Raw genomic sequence first — 18,725 nt, forward strand, 5'->3', positions numbered from 1 at the left:
GGAAAACGGAGAGCTTTCATGGACTTGCCCTTTGACGGCGCGATCAGCGCTTACTTTGAAAAAGAGGCCCCTGCCGAGGTGCGTGCCGCCATTCAAAACGCTGGCAAGAATGACATCCTGTCTGACAGTTACCCACACAAGGACCGCTTGGGCCGAAAAACCTACGAGGCAGAACTTGAGGCCTTGCAGATTGAACTGGTCAAGATGCAGCACTGGGCCAAAGACAGCGGAGCGCGCATTGCCTGTGTCTTTGAGGGCCGTGATGCCGCAGGCAAAGGCGGCACCATCAAGCGCTTTCGCGAGAACCTAAACCCTCGTGGCGCCCGCATCGTCGCCCTGTCCAAGCCCACCGATGCGGAACGCAGCCAATGGTATTTCCAACGCTACTTTGATCACCTTCCGTCAGGCGGCGAATTGGTGCTGTTTGACCGCAGCTGGTACAATCGCGGTGTGGTCGAACAGGTTTTTAGCTTCTGCGAACACTATGAACGAGAACGTTTCTTTCATCAGGCCCCCAACCTCGAAGAAACCCTCGTAAACGACGGAATTTACTTGTTTAAATTTTGGCTCAATGTCGGCCGCGCGGAACAATTGCGCCGTTTTCTGAGCCGCGAAATCGACCCGCTGAAGCAATGGAAATTAAGCTGGATTGACGTCGAAGGTCTGAAACGCTGGGATGCATACACAGCGGCCATTGGCGAAACCCTGCGCCGCACACATTCCGAGTCCGCGCCTTGGACTGTCATCCGCTCCGATGACAAACGGCGCGCCCGTCTGAATGCCATGCGCACTGTGTTGCACGCCCTGCCTTACGATCGCAAAGACGAGGACGCGATTGGCGCAATCGACAACAAAATCTGTGGCGGACCGGACATCTGGAATGCCTAAACGCGGCTATCATCACGGCAATCTTCGCCAAGCTTTGGTTGAGGCCGCTCTCAGCCTGATCGAGGCGAAGGGCCCAACCGGCTTTACCCTCTCTGAGGCCGCAAAAACCGCCGGCGTGACCCCGGCTGCAGTCTATCGCCACTTTGAAGGCCGCGAAGACCTGATTGCCGAAGCCGCCCGCCAAGGCTATGAAATCTTTGCCGATTTGATGCAGTTCGCTTTTGACAAAGGCCAACCATCCGCCCTAGCCTCCTTTGAAGCCACGGGCCGGGCGTACCTTGCCTTTGCCCGTAAATATCCAGGCCACTACATTGCGATGTTTGAAAGCGGCATCTCGGTGAACCGCACACCAGAGCTCGCCGCTGTGGCCACCCGTGCACGCGGCGTTATGGAACACGCCGCCGCCGAACTGTCCAAACACATCCCCCCAGAAAAACGACCACCTGCCAGCATGTTTTCCGCTCATATTTGGGCGATGAGCCACGGCGTGGTCGAACTATACGCGCGGAACTCCCCCGGAACCCAAAGCCCGTTTGCCCCCGAAGACCTGCTGGAAAGTGGCATCGGCGTCTACCTACGCGGGCTAGGGTTGATTGCGCCGGACCAATGAACGAGGATCCGAAGTGAAACACTTAACCCTGCCAGCCATTTTGATGGCCTGCGCATCCACCGCAACCGCCCAAGACGTGCGGCCAATGGCTGAGTTTGAAGCGGACCGCGCCAAATACACAGCAGAAAGCGACCTCGCCTGTGCTGGCAACGAAGACGCCTTCGGCCGCTTGCTCAACGCTGCGGACCCTGAAAAACAAGGAAACCCGGCAGCTTTGTCTGCGTTGGCTTGGCTAGTCGCCTCCCAAAATTGCGCCTATTACACCGGCGACGATGAGCAGATATCCTATTTCTACCTGCGCGCTGCCCAGGAGGGCTACCCCGTGGCACTGGCCTACGGCGGTGTGCGCATGATCCGCGGCCTGGGCATTCCACAGAACACCGACTCCGGTGCCGGCCTGCTGGTTCTGGCGCTTGAAGGTGGATTGGGCGATGCTGGTGCCATGCTGGCAGGCGAGCTGATCACCGGCATTCACATGCCCCGTGACCTGGAAGCTGCCAAAAACCTACTGCACGCTGCAGAAGCCAAAGACGCCGACGCCGCGTTGTTGGACAACGTCTGGACTGCATACGCGGCAGTTACGCAATAAACTCCCGCCTATTGGTAGGCGAGTGCGACCCAAATATGCACCGCCACCATAGGCACGAGAGCTGCTGACAAGCCAATGTGAGTCACCAGCCAGATCAGGTAAATCGCGTTACTGCGATAGCGCAGCACCTCGCGGTTCATCACACCGGTCAAGGCAATGAGGAACACCACAGCACTCAACGCGCTCATCCAGACATGCCCAAATCGCACCGCGTGCAGCGCAAACAACAACGTCGCTGCTGCCCCCATCCAACGGTGGCGCACCAGGACTGTCCGCGCATTGCGGTTGTCTTTTGTAACCCGCTTAAAGAACAGCATCCACTGGTAGCCAAGCAAGCCCAACAAAAGTGTTCCGGTGACAACCTGCTGCACAAACCCGGTCAAGGGACTTGCCAACGCCGATTTCAACTCCGAGGACAGCAGCACAGCGGCAAACACCACCGCAAAAAGGATCAAAGGCACGTACGGCGTGCGCCGCAAGGTGGCTTTCAAAACCCGCATGGCACCCGCTCCCCTTCCGCTTGAACAGCCAAGGAGCTCTGCTCTGCCCCCAGATCTGGCGCCCGCCTATCCTGCATTATGGCGCGCATCACGGCTGGTGACGCTTGGTTTTTAACCTCTGCCAAAAAAACGTCTGCCGTTGGTAACGCGCGGACGCCCTTACTTGGCCAATTGGTCCCAAACTCAACGGACACTTCAAACGCCGCGGCCTTGCTGAGATAACTTTCGTAGGTATTCCGTACCGACCTATACATGGCATCAACCACGCCCAAGTATTGATCCGCGGAGACCTCTGCATTGGGATAGGTCCATGTCGTCGCCCCCATGACATCGTTGAGCTCCCAGTCCTTTTTAGGACTGTCAGGGTGGTCGTTGTGACATGTCACACAAGGGGCAACACCAGCCACATCTGGATACATAGCGACAAACCCACTTTGCGCATCCTGTGAGTAAACCGCCACCCGCGTGGCTTTCACCGTCTCAAACGAAACCATCTGTTGGTCGCCAAAAAGGTTGGATTTGTTGATGGGGGCATCCGACCCCAAATACAGCCCCATCTGCGGTGGCAATGTCTCCATGTGGGCGGCTGTGGCCCGCAGGAACAACGCAGGCAATGGCCCTTGCTCCACGCCCGGTTCCTGCCACTCCTCGCCAAACTTGAGGCCAGCAGCCATACCCCCTCCTACAATGCGCTTCGTGTATATCGTGCGCGCGACCTCATTGATCGCATTCACGCCGCCAAACAGCGCGGTCACGGGGTGCCGGCATCCCGCAACCTCGGCATCGCCATCAGGCAACGGCTCCGGTGCTGTGGCAAAAAGGTAAATGGCAAGACAGGCAAACACGCCAACTAGTATAATGCGTGAAAAACTCATGGTGCCTTCCCTTCGAAGAGTTTTGGACTGCCAAACGGGTCTTTGCCGCCCTCAAAATAAGCCCAGATTGCAGCCTCCGGCAGCGCATCAGCCATCATGACCGGCGCTTGAAAAGCATGATTGCCGTGAAAATCATGGCACCCCATGCAACTGGTCCAATTCTTCCGGGCCACAAGCTCGACATGAGGGATGTCCACCGGATCGTTTTTGACTTTCAAGTCGTCGTGACAGGTCTGACACACGGTAGGATCTGCAGTGACCGTTTGTGGACGGTGTTCAGAATGGCAGCCCAGACAACTGCGCGCATCTACCTCAGCCACCGCATTTGCAAACCGTGGTTCCCGAAACCGGTAAATGGGGTGCCGCTCATTGGGACGCGCGTGGCACGCCAGACATTGGTCCGATCCAACCGAAGCATAGCCAAAATCTACAGGTGTCTCCCGCAGCCCTAACACGTAGCGCACCTGCGCCTGAAGTTGCTGCCGCACGGTGCCGGTTGTCTTCGAATGACACGCCACACAGGCAACACCATGGTGCGCTGCGATAAGCGGTCCGTGAGCCAATGCTGTTTGAGTCTTGGACTGTGTCAGGGCCAATCCCGCCCACAGTGCTGTCGGCATAATCGCCAATACAGCCCATAATCGCACCGTCCGGGCAGATGGCAGCGCCATGCGACCCTCCAAAACTAAAAACAAACGACCTACGCACAAAAGTGTCGCGAAACAAAGTTAATCAATCGTTAATTGTAAAGAAACCGTTAAACGCGAAAGACGCGCCCTCTGGCACGCCTTTTGATTTTACTCCGAACTACTGAGGGCGGTCACAAAAGCCCGCGCACCCAATCCAACCGCGCCTTGGGCACCAAGCCGTAGTTGTAAAGGTTCACGCCGGTTGCGCCGCTGTCCTTCAACAACTCAATCCGCTGCGCGAAGTCCTCCCGGCCGGAAAATTCGGGATAGCCCAGCCGCAAACCGACTTGCCCGCCAGCGCCGTGAGGTAAGCCCGTAGCGTATGACATCAAACCTTCCGCCGCCTCCGGTCCCATGTCGTAGGCGCAGAGCATCACTTTCAACCCAAGGTCAGCCGCCGCATCATGGTCACAGCCGCCGAGCCAACCAGCTTGCCCGTCGATCAACATCAGCTCAGACGTCGCCGCACAAGCGTCTTTGGCCAGTGTCAGAACCGCATTTACATGATCAAACCGCAAATCCAGGCAAGCCCGCAATTCCGCATCAAAATCAAAGGCATCCAGTCCACGTTCGGGGAAATCCGGACACACCCGCTGCGGAGTATCCCCTGCACACATCTGATCGATCAGCCCCCGCACGCGCGCTTGCAACGCCGGCATATCCAGACCGGCGGCCTGTCCTGCAGCCTGACAATGTTCACAGAAGCACAGCGCCATCAGAAAGTCGCCCTCCGGCGGCAGGCCAACCATGTCTTTCTCATGGTGGTATTCATGGGCAAAGCCGAGGTAATTGGGGCTCTCCAATTCGATCCGGTTGGGCTGGTAATTCTCCGAGATATCGCGCACCAGATTGCCCACGTAAGCCTGCGCTTTGGGGTTAGCTGGGCACAGATTGTAGGAATTCGCATCCCCAAAGGCATTGCGCGTCACCAGATCGGGGTTGGCAAACCCAAGCGCCGAGTTGTGCAGGCATACAGTCCAGCAAGACACATCCAAACCACCCGCATCGCGCGCCTCAATCATCTCGCGCAACACGTCCTGTTCCTGTGCCAACGACGACACCAACGGCTGTACCGCCTGCCCTTGCCAAATGCTGGCATCGGGGCGGAAATACAACGTGCCGTCTTCGGGAAAATACGCCCGCCGCTTGGGGCTGCGTACCTGCAAAAACCGACCCGCGTGATACACAGTCGCCAGACTGATCATGTCAAAGCCGAGATCGCGCAACTCAGACGACACAACCTCCTGTCCAATATCAGCGATATCCCAGGGATAGGTCCACATTGCGTTGCTCACAGTCTTTCCTTTCAGATCAGCGGGTTGGCTCGGTTCCTTTTATCGGAAAGCCAGCCGCTTGCGCAGTCTGAAAAATCGGCAAAATCGGCAAAGCAGGGTCCAAAAGAAAAGGCCGCACCAAAAGAGCGGCCTTTCCGAAAAATCTTGGTGTCCAGCGATTAACGCTTGGAGAACTGGAACGAACGACGAGCTTTGCGCTTACCGTATTTCTTACGTTCCACAACACGGCTGTCGCGTGTCAGGAAGCCAGCGGCTTTCAGAGCGCCACGCAGGGAGGGTTCATAAAGCTGCAGAGCTTTAGAAATACCGTGCTTAACCGCACCAGCTTGACCGGTCAGACCGCCGCCTTTGACGGTGGCATAAACGTCGAATTCACCTTCAACGCCGGCAACCTGCATTGGCTGACGCAGGATCAGCTGCAGAACCGGACGGGCAAAATACACGTCTTGATCCTTGCCGTTCACGATAACCTTGCCGGAACCCGGCTTGATCCAAACGCGGGCAACAGCGTCTTTACGTTTACCAGTCGCATAAGAACGACCCAGCTCGTCACGTACCGGCTCACGCGGTGCCGCAACTTCTACAACAGCTTCTTCACCGGCAACGGCGTTCAGCTCTTCAAGCGAGTTGATTTGATCAGCCATTGATTAGCTCCGGGTGTTTTTGCTGTTCATGGACTTCACGTCCAGCACTTCTGGGGCCTGAGCTTCATGCGGGTGCTCAGCACCGGCATAGACGCGCAGGTTGGTCATGACCTTACGGGACAGGCGGTTGCCTGGCAGCATACGCTGAACAGCTTTGGTCACAACGCGCTCTGGGTGCTCACCTTCCAGGATCTGACCAGCAGTGCGGGACTTGATGCCGCCTGGGTGGCCAGTGTGCCAGTAGTAGGTTTTGTCCGCGCGCTTTTTGCCGGTCAGTTGAATTTTATCCGCGTTGATCACGATGACGTTGTCACCCATGTCCATGTTCGGAGTAAAGGAGGCCTTGTGCTTGCCGCGCAAGCGCATGGCGACGATCGACGCGAGACGGCCCAGCACCACGCCTTCGGCGTCGATGATGATCCATTTCTTCTCGATGTCTGCCGGAGTAGCAGAGAAGGTTTTCATGTTAGGTCTTCCATGATTGGTTGACAGATACATCGGTTGCCCGACGCATCAAAATGCGATGGGCGGGTTATAAAGCACCCTTTTGCCGCGTCAAGCGCACAAAAATCAAATAAAACCAACAAAAACAAATGCTTGCAATTTAGGTATTATTTTACCCCACTAAATTGGTGCATGTTGCAGTGGTTTTGACAGCAAATCAGACATGATTTCCAATGCCCCCTGCAAATCCGCGTCACTTACCTCCGGTGCCAAGGCAATCCGCACAGCATTGGGGGCATGCCCATCCGCCAAAACATATTCATCAGCAGACTTGATGCGAATGCCCTCCGCGTCACAAGCCCGAACAAAGGTGGACCCACGCCAGCCCTGCGGCAGCTTGAGCCAAATGAACGGCACAAAGGGGCGCCAACGTATATCCCAGCTGCCCAGCACATTCACTGCCAACTGCACACGTCTATTGATGAACTGTTCCACCCGCTGTCGTATTTTATCCGCCTGTCCACTCTGTATGAGCTCCGCACAGATATCGAGCATCGGTTGCGGCAACCCGTAAAACATCGACTGCGCCACGTGCCGCGCGGTTTGCGCGCTGCCTTCCGGAGCAATGAGATAGCCAAAGCGTAACGAGGCAGACACTGACTTGGTCAACGACCCAATGTACCACGCCCGATCCGGACACAGCGCCCGATAAGACGGCGTGTCCGCCGGCCCCAGTGCATGGCAATCATCTTCCAAGATCTGCAAATTGTATCGCCGGGCAATGGCTGCAATCTCCTGCCGCCGTTCCATTGATGTTGTAATGGCGGTTGGGCTGTGCGCCTGTGCAGAAGTCACCAGCACCTGCCCCCCATGACGGCGCAGCGCCTCTTCCAGTTTCTCTGGCCGAATGCCATGGGCATCCATCTCTACCCCCACAACCTCAGCCCGCAGCAGGCGTCCGGCATGGCGCACACCGGGAAACGTCACGGCCTCAGTCAAGATGACCGGATGCGCCCCATGCAAACAGCATTGCAATGCTGTCACCACGGCATTTTGCGCTCCCATGGTCAGCACCACATCCTCCGCTGCAAACCGCCCTGCTACGTCCGGCCCAATCCAGTTCACCACCGCCTGCCGCGCATGCAGATCCGTTGCCGATGTTGGACAGGACAAGTAAGACGCGCCTACCTCCGCTGCCACGTCAGCCATTGCTCTGCGAATGATAGCGTCCTGCCCAACGTCCGGCACTCGCACCGCCCGCATGTCGAGGTCTTCTGTCTGAGTTAAGGAGATCAACGGCTCTGGCGGCAAAACTGTCTCCGGCCGCCCATCCGCCACAAAAGTGCCACGCCCCACTGTGGTCTCCAGCAACCCTTCTTCCACCGCCAATTTATACGCCCGCGCCACCGTGCCCGGAGTGATACCCAGCTGCCAGGCCAACTCGCGCACCGGTGGAAGTTTTTCCCCTACAGGCAGCTGGCCGCTGCGCACAGCCCCACGAAGTGATTGTATCAATACAATGTATTTCGGATCGGTACAGCTTTCAAAGTTCGGCGGCCAAATTGTATCAATCACAATGTTTCCCTCGCAATTGTATCCTAGGTTAGCTACACCACCCTTGTAACAAACTTGAGGATTGTATCAATACAATATTGGAGATGACCATGACAATGACCACAACAAACCTGCAAATCCTGGCAAACCACAATGCAAATACACAACTTCCAGTTGCTGCACGTGCGGCTCTGTCTTTTGCGGCAGTGGTCACCGATTGGGATAAGCGTACGCGTACCCGTCGTGCCCTCGCCCGGCTGAGCGACGCACAGTTGAAAGATGTTGGATTGACCTTGCATGACGCCCGTATCGAGGCGCGCAAAAAGATGTGGCAGATCTGATCCCCGTCAGACGCCTCTTCCACTGGGTCGGGCTTGTCCCGACCCTTTTTTGTATCGCACTACCGCCATCAACGCGCTAAAAGCGCCGCTGCAAATCCCACATCAATCCTGAGCTCAAGACCGCGGGCGCTGGTGCAGACTTTACTCCAGCCGCGCGCAAAGCTTGGGAGACCCAGCTGTTGCAGGTCTGAAACAGGTGATACTTGCCACGCCCCTTGTAAAAGGCGCTCACACCATACAGGCCCGGACCAAGCATCTGAGAAGATTCAACACTATCCTCGACAAAACTCACCAGTTTCTTCAAGGCCATGTCCGTAACCGGAATTTCAATCCCCTCTGAGTGTGTAAACCGTGTCCACGGGGAACCAGTGCCAACGGCCACGTGCATAACGGTCTCCGTCGGCCAGAAAAGAGCCTTGGCGCCAATGGCAAAGGTCACATCCGCAAAGGTTGGCACATCGAAGTAAAACCCTTTGTCACCCCAGCCAAATTCAAACCAATCTGCCTCAGGAAACAGCGTCAGCCAAACATCAGAATGGGCACCGCCAAAGTCTTTGAGGGCGCGTCGTGGCAGAATAAGACCCGCATGATACCCGTGATCAAAAATCCAAATCGGCGTGCCTGTGTCGCGATCATACCCGTCAGAAGCCCCAAACGATACAAACCGACTTAAGACCCCCACGAAAAACGCAATCGCAACCCAGCGCACCACCTTCATTTGGGCGGAATAGCGTAAGTCATATTAGCCCTTGCAACAGGCGCCTCTGAGCCTTCCGAGTAAATCAGCACGTTAGACACAGACAACGTCCGCCCCAACTTCAACAGCTGCGTTTTGGCAATCAAATCCTTCCCCGCCTCAGGCTTGCGCATGAAATCCAGCGAACAGTTTGTGGTCACGGTCAGCGCCTCTTTGCCAATAATGGCCATGGTCGCCACATAGGCCGACACATCCGCCAGGGCAAACATCGACGGACCAGAGACTGTACCGCCGGGGCGCAGATGCCGTTTCTGCACCATCATCCGCATCACAGTGTTCACCCCGTCGATGTGCTCAACCACAAAATCATCTTTGACCTGCGGGAACACCTGCTCGAGCCACGCGCCCATTTCTTCTGCTGTCATCACGGCTTGCATGCTTTTCCTCCGTCTCTCCCCGCGCTACCCTCGCGCCAACTTGGGAGGAGAGCAAGATGACACTTTTGGAACGTCGCGACACAAATGCGGTGGCACATCTCACCATGAACGCACCTGAGCGGCTCAACGCCCTCTCCGACGAGATGCTTGCCGCCCTGCAATCCGAATTTGATGCGCTCAAGGACGACAGTTCCATCCGCGCCATCACGCTGTCTGGCAGCGGTAAAGCTTTCTGCGCCGGACATGATCTCAAACAAATGACAACTGGGCGCCAGTCTGAGGACAGCGGTCGCGCCTATTTTGCCGATCTTTTTAATCGCTGCGCCACGATGATGCAGACCATTCAACAGCTGCCGCAACCAGTTATCGCTCAGGTGCATGGCATTGCCACCGCCGCTGGATGCCAGCTGGTCGCCACGTGCGACCTGGCCGTGGCTGCAGAAGGCACCCGTTTTGGGGTGAACGGCGTCAACATCGGCCTGTTTTGCTCCACCCCAATGGTGGCCCTGACTCGCAACATTCCCCGCAAACAGGCGTTTGAGATGCTCACGACCGGCGAGTTCATCGACGCCACCCGCGCCGAAAACCTCGGACTCATCAACCGCGTGGTCCCACAACAAGACCTGCAAGCCGAAACCACACAGCTCGCAGAAACCATTGCGCAAAAGCTCTCCGCCGCCGTGAAAATCGGCAAGCAAACCTTTTATGAGCAACTGCAAATGCCGCTCGATCAGGCCTATGCGCACGCTGGCAACGTCATGGTTGAAAATATGCTGAATGCCCAAACCGAAGCCGGCATTGAGGCCTTCCTCAACAAACAGCCCCCCAAGTGGGATCAGTAGCCAGTTTCCATTCCCACAACGGTGTTTTTCCAACAAAGCTGTGTCGAATCCTAATCAACTTGGGCACAACAAACGCAACCAAACCACACGCATGTGAGGCACCAGTTCGCTAAGCGGATCGGCTCGTTACCGACCCGCGGGTTGCGCGTCGCCTCATTGGTCACATTGTACTGCTTACTTTGACCGATGAGGCGCGCGCCTCTTTTCATTCTTAGCCCTTCCCAAACGCCGATCCCTGCCCTATGTCGCCCCCATGACAGAGACATTGCATATCGTTGGCGGCGGCATGGCCGGCGCGGAGGCCGCATGGCAGGCCGCAAACATGGGCGTGAACGTGGTGATCCACGAGATGCGGCCCAAAGTCGAAACTTTTGCACACCGCACCGGGCATCTGGCGGAGATGGTTTGCTCCAACAGTTTCCGCTCTGATGATGACGAGCAGAACGCCGTGGGCCTCCTGCATTGGGAAATGCGTGCTGCCAACGGGTTGATCATGGCCACCGCAGACAAACACCGTCTCCCAGCGGGTGGGGCCCTTGCCGTGGACCGCGATCCTTTTGCAGAATCCGTGACTGCGGCACTGATGGATCACCCCAATGTCTCCGTGCAATACGGCGAGATTTCCGAACTGCCCAGCGAAGGCTATTGGATCATCGCCACCGGCCCGCTGACCTCCAGCGCTCTGGGCGCAGCCATCCAGGAAGAAACCGGCGCGGACCGTCTGGCGTTTTTTGATGCCATTGCGCCAATCGTCTATGCCGACAGCATCAACATGGACGTGGCCTGGCTGCAATCCCGCTATGACAAAGGCGAGACCGAGGAAGAGCAAAAGGCATACCTCAACTGCCCGATGACCAAAGACCAATATGAGGCCTTCATCGACGCACTGCTGGCGGCGGACAAAACCGGATTCCACGAAGGCGAAACCGCCGGTTATTTTGACGGCTGTCTGCCAATCGAAGTCATGGCAGAACGCGGCCGCGAAACTTTGCGGTTTGGCCCAATGAAACCTGTTGGCCTCACCAACGCGCACAAGCCGGATGACAAACCCTATGCCGTGGTACAGTTGCGCCGCGACAATGCATTGGGCACGCTACTCAACATCGTCGGCTTCCAAACCAAGATGAAGTACGGCGCGCAAACCGAAGTTCTGAAGATGATCCCGGGCTTGGAGAACGCTTCTTTCGCCCGCCTCGGCGGCATCCACCGCAACACCTTTATCAATTCGCCAACGCTGCTGGATGACCAAATGCGTCTGAAGTCCCGCCCAAACATCCGCTTCGCAGGTCAGGTCACCGGCGTCGAAGGCTATGTGGAAAGCGCCGCCATGGGGCTTTTGGCGGGCCGTTTGGCCGCCGCGGAAATCCTTGGCCAGGATCAGGACACCGCGCCGCTGAACACCGCTATGGGCGCTTTGGTGCACCACATCACCGGTGGTGCGGAGGCCAAAACCTTCCAGCCAATGAACGTGAACTTCGGCCTTTTCCAGCCGGTTGAAGGCCTGAAAGGCGGGCGTCGCGGCCGCAAGGACCGCTACAAAGCTTACACCGACCGCGCCAAATCAGATTGGCAGGCCTGGGTCGACGCGCAAGCGTAACTGGACGGCGCAAGCATCTTCCAATAATATCTAGAGAGCGGGCCAATCGGACCCGCTCATTTTTTGTGAAGACCCCTCGATAAACGACTGAAACCGTGACCTTTATCACCCGCTTCGCCCCCTCACCAACTGGCCCCTTGCACTTGGGACACGCCTACTCGGCAATGCTGGCGCACGACAGGGCTCAGGCGGAGGGAGGCACGTTTCTATTGCGCATCGACGACCTCGACCAGTCCCGCGCGCGCGATCCCTGGGAAGCCCAAATCTACGATGATCTCGCCTGGATGGGCCTCACGTGGGAAACACCCGTCCGCCGCCAGTCCGACCACTTCGCAGACTACGACGCAACTCTGCACAGGCTGTCTGAGATGGGCCTCACCTATGCCTGCACCTGCACCCGCCGCGACATCGAAGCAGCCGCCAATGCCCCGCAAGAAGGTGTCCCGCAATTTGGACCCGACGGGCGCATCTATCCGGGAACATGTCGCAAGACGGGACACGCGTCTTCGGACGCCAAATGCATCCGTCTCGACATGCGCGCCGCCTGCGAGAAGGCACTGCCCGTACACTTTGAGGAAAGCGGACCAGACCACACCGGCACGCACGTTTTAGATCTCGGCACAATGGTCTCAACCGTCGGCGATGTCGTCCTGGCTCGCCCCAACATGGCGGCTTCTTACCACCTATCCGTGGTGTTGGATGACGCGGCCACCGAAGTGACCGACGTCATACGGGGCGCGGACTTGTTTGAGGCCACTGCAATCCATGTAGTGCTGCAAAAACTATTGGGCCTGCCGACACCGCGCTATCATCACCACAAGTTGATCCGCGACGAAAATGGCAAGCGTCTTGCCAAACGAGACGACGCACGCGCCATTGCAAAATACCGCGCGGAAGGCACCTCGCCAGCCGACATCCGCGCCATGGTTGGCCTTTAGTCTTCCATCGGTTTCATCAGCTCCACGGTCTCGCCATCGCGCACTGCAGTGTAAAAACACGTGCGCCGGTTGGTGTGACAGGCGGCGCCGGTCTGCTCCACCAACACCAAAATGCAATCCTGGTCGCAGTCATAGCGGAAATCGACCAGCTTCTGCACGTGTCCCGAGGTTTCGCCTTTGATCCAGAAGGACTGCCGCGACCGGCTCCAATAAGTGACCTTCCGGGTCTCCAATGTCTTTGCCACGGCCTCGGCGTTCATCCACGCCATCATCAGCACTTCGCCGCTCTCGCTGTCCTGTGCAATTGCCGGGATCAACCCCGCCTCATTGTATTTCAGCGCCTTAGGATCAAATCCCATACCATCGTCCCCTTTGCATCCGCGATTTTCCTCTCTATCTAGGAAAGGCGCAAAAAAGGAAACCGCGATGTCCGGCGAAACCGACCTGATCAAGCTCTACTCTGGCCAGATCCTGCAACTCGCAGCAGCCATCCCGCACACCGACCGGTTGGAGGCGCCCGACGCCAGCGTCAAAAAACGGTCGCCTCTCTGTGGCAGCACCGTGACGGTTGATCTAAAAATCGAAGACGGCCGCATCGCTAGTTTTGGACAAGATGTGAAAGCCTGTGCTTTGGGTCAAGCTGCGGCCTCGGTTGTGGGCGCCAATGTCTTGGGACAAACCCGCGAAGGTATCGAAGCCGCGCGTGACGCGCTCAAGGCCATGTTAAAAGAAGACGGCCCCACACCTGCTGCCCCCTTTGATGGTCTCGAAGTTCTGCGTCCTGCGCGGGACTACAAAAACCGCCACGCCTCAATCATGCTTGCGCTGGATGCCACCGCCGAAGCCTTTGACGCAGCTGAACAGGTCAACTGCGCCTAAGTGTTTGCCCGTATAATCTGTATAACAATCCAACAAGCCGCGCCTTCCCGTGCGGCTTTTCTTTTGGCCCCCCATCACAAAAAAAACCGCCGCACTTCCCAATGGAAGGCGGCGGCAAGCGCAAGCGGTATCGCGTGGGACCCGGGCCATCCGACTTAGGGGGAGGCAGACCCCCAAGAGGACGATGAACAGGCAGTGTCAGTCGAGACGCATCAAATGGGGACAGATGCGCGGACGGACCGGCACGAATTTCGCAGGCAGAATTAGATCAAACTCACCACGTCACACTGGTACAAACACAAAAGATCACATCAGATTTCACACAAAACCCGGAACATGCAGCGCAAGCACCAGCATGAAGACCAAGACCAAGCCGCCAGCGGCGTCCTGCAACAATGTATCGCCAGAGTTGCGAACTACCGTTTTGATTTGCTGCATCATGTGGTCTCTCCTTCCCGAATGTCTTGTTGCTACTTTGTTCTCATATCAAGTGAGTCGAGTAAAGAACTTTTTGAGAACATTTGAGAACATTAAGGGAATTTTTGTCACTGAGCGGCGCTAACCCACTGAAATCAAACGAATCGCCTGGTCCTGTTCCATCAGCCACAAAAGAACACGAGCCGCCTGCCCCCGGTCGCTTTCCAAAGTTGGGTCATCATGCAACAGCTTACGCGCATCAGTCTGTGCCACCGCCATCAGGCTTGCTTGCGTTTCCACATCTGCAATCCGGAACCGCGGCAAACCTGACTGCGCCGTGCCAATCAAATCACCCGCGCCACGCATCGCCAGATCCGTTTCCGCAATCACAAACCCGTCTTCACTTTCGCGCAGGGTCTTAAGCCGTTTCTCCCCACCTTCTGTCAGAGGTGCCTGATACATCAGCAAACAGGTCGACGCCTGTGAGCCGCGACCGACACGCCCCCGCAACTGGTGCAGCTGCGCCAATCCAAAAGCTTCTGCGCGTTCAATCACCATGATTGTGGCGTTGGGTACATCAACCCCCACCTCGATCACCGTAGTGGCCACCAAGACCTGCGTCTCGCCCGCCTGAAACGCCGCCATGGCCGCGTCTTTTTCTTCCGGTGGCATCTGCCCATGCACCAAGCCGCACACACCCTCACCAAGTGCGCTGCGCAGCGCTTTGAACCGCGCGTCCGCCGCGGTGTAGTCCACCCGCTCACTTTCTTCGACCAACGGACACACCCAATAGGCTTGCTTGCCCTCAGCCACGGCTTTACGAAGCTTCTCAACCACCTCATCCAACCGTTCTGTCGACACCAACGCCGTGGCAATCGGCTGCCGACCGGGCGGCTTTTCATCGAGCACCGAGACATCCATGTCGCCATATTGCGCCAAAGCCAGAGACCGTGGGATCGGCGTGGCGGTCATCACCAGCACATCCGCCCCCTCTCCTTTTTTGCCGAGCTCCAAGCGCTGTCGCACACCAAATCGGTGCTGCTCATCGATGATCGCAAGCCTCAAGTCGGCAAAATGCACATCGTCCTGGAAAACCGCATGTGTGCCCACCAAAATATGAATGTCACCGCGCGCCAAGGCCTCCAGCTTGGCACGGCGTTCCTTGCCTTTGTCGCGCCCGGTTAAGACCTCGACCACAACTCCGGCGCTCTCCGCCAACGGCTGAAGCCCCGCCATGTGTTGCCGTGCCAAAATCTCGGTTGGGGCCATCATCACGCCCTGCCCGCCAGCCTCTACCGCCACCAAAAGCGCCATAAACGCCACCAGAGTTTTACCCGCGCCCACATCGCCTTGCAAAAGCCGGTTCATCCGCTGATCGGTTGCCATATCCCGCGCGATCGCCTCAATCGCCCGCTCCTGCGCGCCCGTTGGGCTATAGGGCAACGCGGCCCGCACCTTAGCCTGCAACACACCGGTTTGCTCGGAAATCACGCCTTTGGCCCGTTGCAACTGACTGCGCGCCAGCGCCAACGTCAGCTGATGCGCCAGAAACTCATCATACGCCAGCCGCTCCCGTGCCGGATGGTTCGGCGACACCTGTTCCAACGCCTCGGGCCGATGCACCAACTCCATCGCCTCACGCCAATTGGGCCACTTCGCCTTGTCCTTTTGCGACGGATCAATCCACTCCACCATCTCCGGCGCGCGATCCAACGCCGACCGCACCGCCTTCACCATCGTCTTCTGCGTCACCCCATGGGTCAGCGGATAAACCGGTTCAAACGCCGGGATCTCTTCAGCTTCATCCGGCGCCACCACGTACTCCGGGTGCACCATCTGCGCGACGTTATCAAAGACCTCAACCTTCCCGGAAACCACACGCCGTGCACCTTCAGGCAAGATTTTTTTGAGGTAGTCGCCACGCGCATGAAAAAACACCAGCTGAAACGAGGTCAGCGCGTCTTGCACCGTGATCCGATACGCCCCGCCCCGATTGCGCGGCGCACGATGCGCGCCAACGAGAACTTGAACCGTCACCACACCCGGCAGCTCCGCTTCATTGACCGAAATTTTCAAGCCGCGATCAATTCCGGAATATGGCAGCAAAAACAAAAGATCACGCGGCTTAGCGACATCAATCTGCTCCAAATGCTGCGCCGTTTTAGGCCCAACACCATCCAATTTTGTCACATCCGCAAACAGCGGAAACAGAAGCTCGGGACGTCCGCTCATAGACCCTCGATCAGTGCCAGCCAGCCATCTTCATCGATGGTTTCAATGCTCAAATCCGCCGCCTTCTTGGCCTTGCTGCCCGCGCCAGGCCCGGCCACCAAAAGATCCGTATTCTTGCTCACAGAGCCAGACACTTTGGCGCCCAGACTTTCCGCCCGCGCCTTGGCCTCCGCCCGCGTCATCTTTTCCAAGGAGCCGGTGAAAACCACAGTCTTGCCTGCGACGGGACTATCTTGCGTCGGCGCATCCGGCGACACAACGGTCAACATGCCAACCAAACGGTCGATCTCTCTGCGCTCGCGTTCGTTGGCGAAGGCATCAGTCAATGAAAGCCCAACCGCCGCGCCAATGCCGTCGATCCCAGTCAGATCATCCCAGGCCGCCTGCGCCTCAGCAGACACCTCGTGCGCTGCCATAGCTGCGTCTCGGCTTTCTTTGACCTTCGCGCGCCGCCCTTCCGTTTGAGCCGCCACCCGCTCTCGGTCCTCAGCCAAATCCGCCGAACGCCAAGCCAAAGCAGCTGATCGCGCATTCTCTGCCGCCGCACTCATGTCCTCCCACGTCAGGTAATGCAGCGCCAAATCCTTGGCGGCCGTTTCCCCAACATGCCGAATACCCAGACCAAACAGCAACCGCGCAAAGGCGATTTCGTGCTTGTCCTCAATCGCGGCAAAAAGGTTGGCAACACTCTTGTCTTTCCACCCTTTGCGGTTCGCAAGTTTGGTCAAGTTCGCGCCATCCCGTGTGGCGAGCGTGAAAATGTCCGCAGGTGTTTTGATCGGCAAATCGGGGTCTTCGTAAAACATCTCGATCTGTTTTGTACCCAGACCTTCGATATCCAACGCCTTACGCGCCACAAAATGCTTCAATTTTTCAACCGCTTGCGCAGCACAAATCAAGCCGCCGGTACAGTACCGCACGGCGTCGCCTTCTTCCCGCACTGCGGGTGAACCGCACACCGGACACTGGTCCGGGAACGCATAGCGCACCGCATCATCGGGACGTTTCTTAAGGTCAACATCCGCCACTTTCGGGATCACATCCCCCGCGCGATAGACCTGCACCCAGTCGCCTTCCCGGATGTCCTTACCGTCACGAATGCTTGCGCCTTTGCTATCCAGCCCAGCGATGTAGTCCTCGTTGTGCAGGGTCGCATTGCTGACCACCACACCGCCCACGGTGACCGGCGCCAAACGCGCCACTGGGCTCAACGCGCCTGTACGGCCCACCTGAATGTCAATCGCTTCCAGCCGGGTCCAGGCCAGCTCAGCCGGGAACTTGTGCGCAATCGCCCATCGCGGCGTGGTGGATCGAAACCCAAGCCGCTCCTGCAACGCCAAGTCGTTCACCTTATAAACCACGCCGTCGATGTCGTAGCCCAACGTCGCACGCCGCTCTTCAATCATCTTGTAGTGAGAGATCAACGTTTCCGGACTGTCGCAGACTTTAGTCAGATCGTTGATAACAAATCCAAAATCTTGAATCCGGGAAATCGCGTCCATCTGGGTGTCCGCCAAAGGTTCTGACAGCTCCCCCCAGGCATAAGCAAAAAACTTCAGCGGCCGTTCACGGGTGATCTGCGCATCCAGCTGCCGCAAGCTACCGGCCGCGGCATTGCGCGGGTTGGCAAACACCGTCTTGGGTTTCTTGCCGGCGACCTCAAGCTGTTCGTTTTCCACCACGATCCGCGCATTCAACGCCTCAAAAGAGTCGTGACTCATATACACCTCGCCGCGCACCTCCAGTACCGCTGGCGCATTGGCAATACTCTGGGGAATATCCGCAATCGTACGCGCATTGGCGGTCACGTCTTCGCCCGTGCTGCCGTCCCCTCGGGTCGCCGCATAGACCATCTCTCCATTTTCATAACGAATGGAGAGGCTTAACCCATCAATCTTCGGCTCTGCCGTAAACGCAAGCGGCTCACTGCTCAAGCCCAGATACTTACGAATGCGCTCATCAAAATCCGCCACATCCTGATCTTCAAAGGCGTTGCCTAGGCTCAGCATAGACACTTTATGCGCGATCTTGCCAAAGCCCTCGGAGGGCGCAGCGCCCACTTGCTCGGTCGGGCTATCAGTTCGCTTCAGCTCTGGAAACCGCGCTTCAATCTCGGCATTGCGCTTTTTAAGCCTGTCATACTCCGCATCCGAGATCGTCGGCGCATCCGCTCCGTGGTAGTCGCGATTCGCTTGACCCAACAACGCAGAAAGGCGCGCGAGGGCCTCGCGCGCCTGATCCACAGTCATATCTGTGA

21 protein-coding genes are annotated in these 18,725 nt (G+C 57.4%); 8 read left to right on the plus strand and 13 right to left on the minus strand.

Features of this window, described 5'->3' with window-relative positions:
* The first annotated feature begins 18 nt into the window (after nucleotides 1–18).
* From ppk2 to JXR15_RS05640, 3 genes are read left to right on the plus strand one after another with little or no spacing between them, the layout of a single operon-like run.
* Entirely contained in the window at nucleotides 19–888 is an 870-nt protein-coding gene (ppk2, locus tag JXR15_RS05630; RefSeq protein ID WP_422052275.1) for a polyphosphate kinase 2, read from the plus strand.
* Nucleotides 881–1,498 (plus strand): TetR/AcrR family transcriptional regulator, encoded by a 618-nt coding sequence (locus JXR15_RS05635; RefSeq protein ID WP_164646435.1) that lies wholly within the window; start codon nucleotides 881–883, stop codon nucleotides 1,496–1,498. The genes ppk2 and JXR15_RS05635 overlap by 8 nt, the downstream gene beginning before the upstream one ends.
* Before the next feature lie 13 nt (nucleotides 1,499–1,511).
* Entirely contained in the window at nucleotides 1,512–2,087 is a 576-nt protein-coding gene (locus tag JXR15_RS05640; protein WP_422052276.1) for a hypothetical protein, read from the plus strand.
* 8 nt (nucleotides 2,088–2,095) lie between these two features.
* On the opposite strand, the gene JXR15_RS05645 is transcribed toward JXR15_RS05640, so the two are convergent.
* The 7 genes from JXR15_RS05645 to JXR15_RS05675 form a co-directional block, all read right to left on the minus strand.
* Nucleotides 2,096–2,587 (minus strand): hypothetical protein, encoded by a 492-nt coding sequence (locus tag JXR15_RS05645; protein ID WP_422052277.1) that lies wholly within the window; start codon nucleotides 2,585–2,587, stop codon nucleotides 2,096–2,098.
* Entirely contained in the window at nucleotides 2,575–3,462 is an 888-nt protein-coding gene (locus JXR15_RS05650; RefSeq protein WP_422052278.1) for a c-type heme family protein, read from the minus strand. The genes JXR15_RS05645 and JXR15_RS05650 overlap by 13 nt, the downstream gene beginning before the upstream one ends.
* A complete protein-coding gene (locus tag JXR15_RS05655) occupies nucleotides 3,459–4,133 on the minus strand; it encodes a cytochrome c3 family protein (RefSeq protein ID WP_422052279.1) in 675 nt (224 codons plus the stop codon). The genes JXR15_RS05650 and JXR15_RS05655 overlap by 4 nt, the downstream gene beginning before the upstream one ends.
* A gap of 149 nt (nucleotides 4,134–4,282) precedes the next feature.
* On the minus strand, nucleotides 4,283–5,446 hold the full coding sequence (locus JXR15_RS05660; protein WP_422052280.1) for a hypothetical protein: 1,164 nt from the start codon (nucleotides 5,444–5,446) through the stop codon (nucleotides 4,283–4,285).
* Between the two features lie 158 nt (nucleotides 5,447–5,604).
* Nucleotides 5,605–6,090, minus strand: a complete 486-nt coding sequence (gene rpsI / locus JXR15_RS05665) for a 30S ribosomal protein S9 (protein ID WP_093320630.1) — start codon at nucleotides 6,088–6,090, stop codon at nucleotides 5,605–5,607.
* A gap of 3 nt (nucleotides 6,091–6,093) precedes the next feature.
* On the minus strand, nucleotides 6,094–6,555 hold the full coding sequence (gene rplM / locus JXR15_RS05670) for a 50S ribosomal protein L13 (protein ID WP_299424769.1): 462 nt from the start codon (nucleotides 6,553–6,555) through the stop codon (nucleotides 6,094–6,096).
* A gap of 159 nt (nucleotides 6,556–6,714) precedes the next feature.
* The gene (locus JXR15_RS05675; RefSeq protein WP_422052281.1) at nucleotides 6,715–8,109 is read right to left on the minus strand and encodes a PLP-dependent aminotransferase family protein; all 1,395 of its coding nucleotides are present in this window, start codon (nucleotides 8,107–8,109) and stop codon (nucleotides 6,715–6,717) included.
* Nucleotides 8,110–8,198: 89 nt separating this feature from the next.
* Between JXR15_RS05675 and JXR15_RS05680 the strand changes: the two genes are divergently transcribed.
* Nucleotides 8,199–8,429 (plus strand): DUF1127 domain-containing protein, encoded by a 231-nt coding sequence (locus JXR15_RS05680; protein WP_422052282.1) that lies wholly within the window; start codon nucleotides 8,199–8,201, stop codon nucleotides 8,427–8,429.
* A 76-nt stretch (nucleotides 8,430–8,505) separates the two neighbouring features.
* On the opposite strand, the gene JXR15_RS05685 is transcribed toward JXR15_RS05680, so the two are convergent.
* Both JXR15_RS05685 and JXR15_RS05690 read right to left on the minus strand, forming a co-directional pair.
* Entirely contained in the window at nucleotides 8,506–9,111 is a 606-nt protein-coding gene (locus tag JXR15_RS05685) for a DUF2459 domain-containing protein (RefSeq protein ID WP_422052283.1), read from the minus strand.
* A 32-nt stretch (nucleotides 9,112–9,143) separates the two neighbouring features.
* The gene (locus tag JXR15_RS05690) at nucleotides 9,144–9,563 is read right to left on the minus strand and encodes a PaaI family thioesterase (protein ID WP_422052284.1); all 420 of its coding nucleotides are present in this window, start codon (nucleotides 9,561–9,563) and stop codon (nucleotides 9,144–9,146) included.
* A gap of 56 nt (nucleotides 9,564–9,619) precedes the next feature.
* On the opposite strand from JXR15_RS05690, the gene JXR15_RS05695 reads away from it, so the two are divergent.
* From JXR15_RS05695 to gluQRS, 3 genes are all read left to right on the plus strand, one after another.
* Complete coding sequence (locus tag JXR15_RS05695; RefSeq protein ID WP_422052285.1) at nucleotides 9,620–10,405, plus strand: enoyl-CoA hydratase; 786 nt, start codon at nucleotides 9,620–9,622, stop codon at nucleotides 10,403–10,405.
* A 253-nt stretch (nucleotides 10,406–10,658) separates the two neighbouring features.
* Complete coding sequence (gene trmFO, locus JXR15_RS05700; protein WP_422052286.1) at nucleotides 10,659–12,002, plus strand: methylenetetrahydrofolate--tRNA-(uracil(54)-C(5))-methyltransferase (FADH(2)-oxidizing) TrmFO; 1,344 nt, start codon at nucleotides 10,659–10,661, stop codon at nucleotides 12,000–12,002.
* Nucleotides 12,003–12,097: 95 nt separating this feature from the next.
* The gene (gene gluQRS / locus JXR15_RS05705) at nucleotides 12,098–12,940 is read left to right on the plus strand and encodes a tRNA glutamyl-Q(34) synthetase GluQRS (protein WP_422052287.1); all 843 of its coding nucleotides are present in this window, start codon (nucleotides 12,098–12,100) and stop codon (nucleotides 12,938–12,940) included.
* On the opposite strand, the gene hisI is transcribed toward gluQRS, so the two are convergent.
* Complete coding sequence (hisI, locus tag JXR15_RS05710; protein ID WP_422052288.1) at nucleotides 12,937–13,299, minus strand: phosphoribosyl-AMP cyclohydrolase; 363 nt, start codon at nucleotides 13,297–13,299, stop codon at nucleotides 12,937–12,939. The genes gluQRS and hisI overlap by 4 nt on opposite strands.
* A 67-nt stretch (nucleotides 13,300–13,366) precedes the next feature.
* Here hisI and JXR15_RS05715 point away from each other — a divergent pair, with 67 nt between their 5' ends.
* Nucleotides 13,367–13,819: an iron-sulfur cluster assembly scaffold protein gene (locus JXR15_RS05715; RefSeq protein WP_422052289.1), complete on the plus strand. Its 453-nt coding sequence runs from the start codon at nucleotides 13,367–13,369 to the stop codon at nucleotides 13,817–13,819.
* A gap of 318 nt (nucleotides 13,820–14,137) precedes the next feature.
* Here the strand turns inward: JXR15_RS05715 and JXR15_RS05720 are convergent, their stop codons facing one another.
* The 3 genes from JXR15_RS05720 to ligA all read right to left on the minus strand — a co-directional run bounded on the left by JXR15_RS05720 (nucleotide 14,138) and on the right by ligA (nucleotide 18,717).
* Nucleotides 14,138–14,260 carry a hypothetical protein gene (locus JXR15_RS05720; RefSeq protein WP_422052290.1) on the minus strand — a complete coding sequence of 41 codons (123 nt, stop codon included), beginning with the start codon at nucleotides 14,258–14,260 and terminating at the stop codon, nucleotides 14,138–14,140.
* Nucleotides 14,261–14,377: 117 nt separating this feature from the next.
* Nucleotides 14,378–16,468 carry an ATP-dependent DNA helicase RecG gene (recG, locus tag JXR15_RS05725; RefSeq protein WP_422052291.1) on the minus strand — a complete coding sequence of 697 codons (2,091 nt, stop codon included), beginning with the start codon at nucleotides 16,466–16,468 and terminating at the stop codon, nucleotides 14,378–14,380.
* Entirely contained in the window at nucleotides 16,465–18,717 is a 2,253-nt protein-coding gene (gene ligA / locus JXR15_RS05730; protein WP_422052811.1) for an NAD-dependent DNA ligase LigA, read from the minus strand. Before ligA ends, recG begins: the two co-directional genes overlap by 4 nt.
* Nucleotides 18,718–18,725 lie beyond the last annotated feature (8 nt).

Source organism: Shimia sp., assembly GCF_049116215.1.
In the GTDB taxonomy this organism is placed as follows: domain Bacteria; phylum Pseudomonadota; class Alphaproteobacteria; order Rhodobacterales; family Rhodobacteraceae; genus Shimia.

What these genes read in the sequence shown, in the direction of transcription:
- ppk2 (WP_422052275.1), top strand. Translation starts at nt 19, where the DNA reads ATGGACTTGCCCTTTGACGGCGCGATCAGCGCTTACTTTGAAAAAGAG.
- JXR15_RS05635 (WP_164646435.1), top strand. Translation starts at nt 881, where the DNA reads ATGCCTAAACGCGGCTATCATCACGGCAATCTTCGCCAAGCTTTGGTT.
- JXR15_RS05645 (WP_422052277.1), bottom strand. Translation starts at nt 2,587, where the DNA reads ATGCGGGTTTTGAAAGCCACCTTGCGGCGCACGCCGTACGTGCCTTTG.
- JXR15_RS05650 (WP_422052278.1), bottom strand. Translation starts at nt 3,462, where the DNA reads ATGAGTTTTTCACGCATTATACTAGTTGGCGTGTTTGCCTGTCTTGCC.
- JXR15_RS05655 (WP_422052279.1), bottom strand. Translation starts at nt 4,133, where the DNA reads ATGGCGCTGCCATCTGCCCGGACGGTGCGATTATGGGCTGTATTGGCG.
- rpsI (WP_093320630.1), bottom strand. Translation starts at nt 6,090, where the DNA reads ATGGCTGATCAAATCAACTCGCTTGAAGAGCTGAACGCCGTTGCCGGT.
- rplM (WP_299424769.1), bottom strand. Translation starts at nt 6,555, where the DNA reads ATGAAAACCTTCTCTGCTACTCCGGCAGACATCGAGAAGAAATGGATC.
- JXR15_RS05680 (WP_422052282.1), top strand. Translation starts at nt 8,199, where the DNA reads ATGACAATGACCACAACAAACCTGCAAATCCTGGCAAACCACAATGCA.
- JXR15_RS05690 (WP_422052284.1), bottom strand. Translation starts at nt 9,563, where the DNA reads ATGCAAGCCGTGATGACAGCAGAAGAAATGGGCGCGTGGCTCGAGCAG.
- JXR15_RS05695 (WP_422052285.1), top strand. Translation starts at nt 9,620, where the DNA reads ATGACACTTTTGGAACGTCGCGACACAAATGCGGTGGCACATCTCACC.
- trmFO (WP_422052286.1), top strand. Translation starts at nt 10,659, where the DNA reads ATGACAGAGACATTGCATATCGTTGGCGGCGGCATGGCCGGCGCGGAG.
- hisI (WP_422052288.1), bottom strand. Translation starts at nt 13,299, where the DNA reads ATGGGATTTGATCCTAAGGCGCTGAAATACAATGAGGCGGGGTTGATC.
- JXR15_RS05715 (WP_422052289.1), top strand. Translation starts at nt 13,367, where the DNA reads ATGTCCGGCGAAACCGACCTGATCAAGCTCTACTCTGGCCAGATCCTG.
- JXR15_RS05720 (WP_422052290.1), bottom strand. Translation starts at nt 14,260, where the DNA reads ATGATGCAGCAAATCAAAACGGTAGTTCGCAACTCTGGCGATACATTG.
- recG (WP_422052291.1), bottom strand. Translation starts at nt 16,468, where the DNA reads ATGAGCGGACGTCCCGAGCTTCTGTTTCCGCTGTTTGCGGATGTGACA.
- ligA (WP_422052811.1), bottom strand. Translation starts at nt 18,717, where the DNA reads ATGACTGTGGATCAGGCGCGCGAGGCCCTCGCGCGCCTTTCTGCGTTG.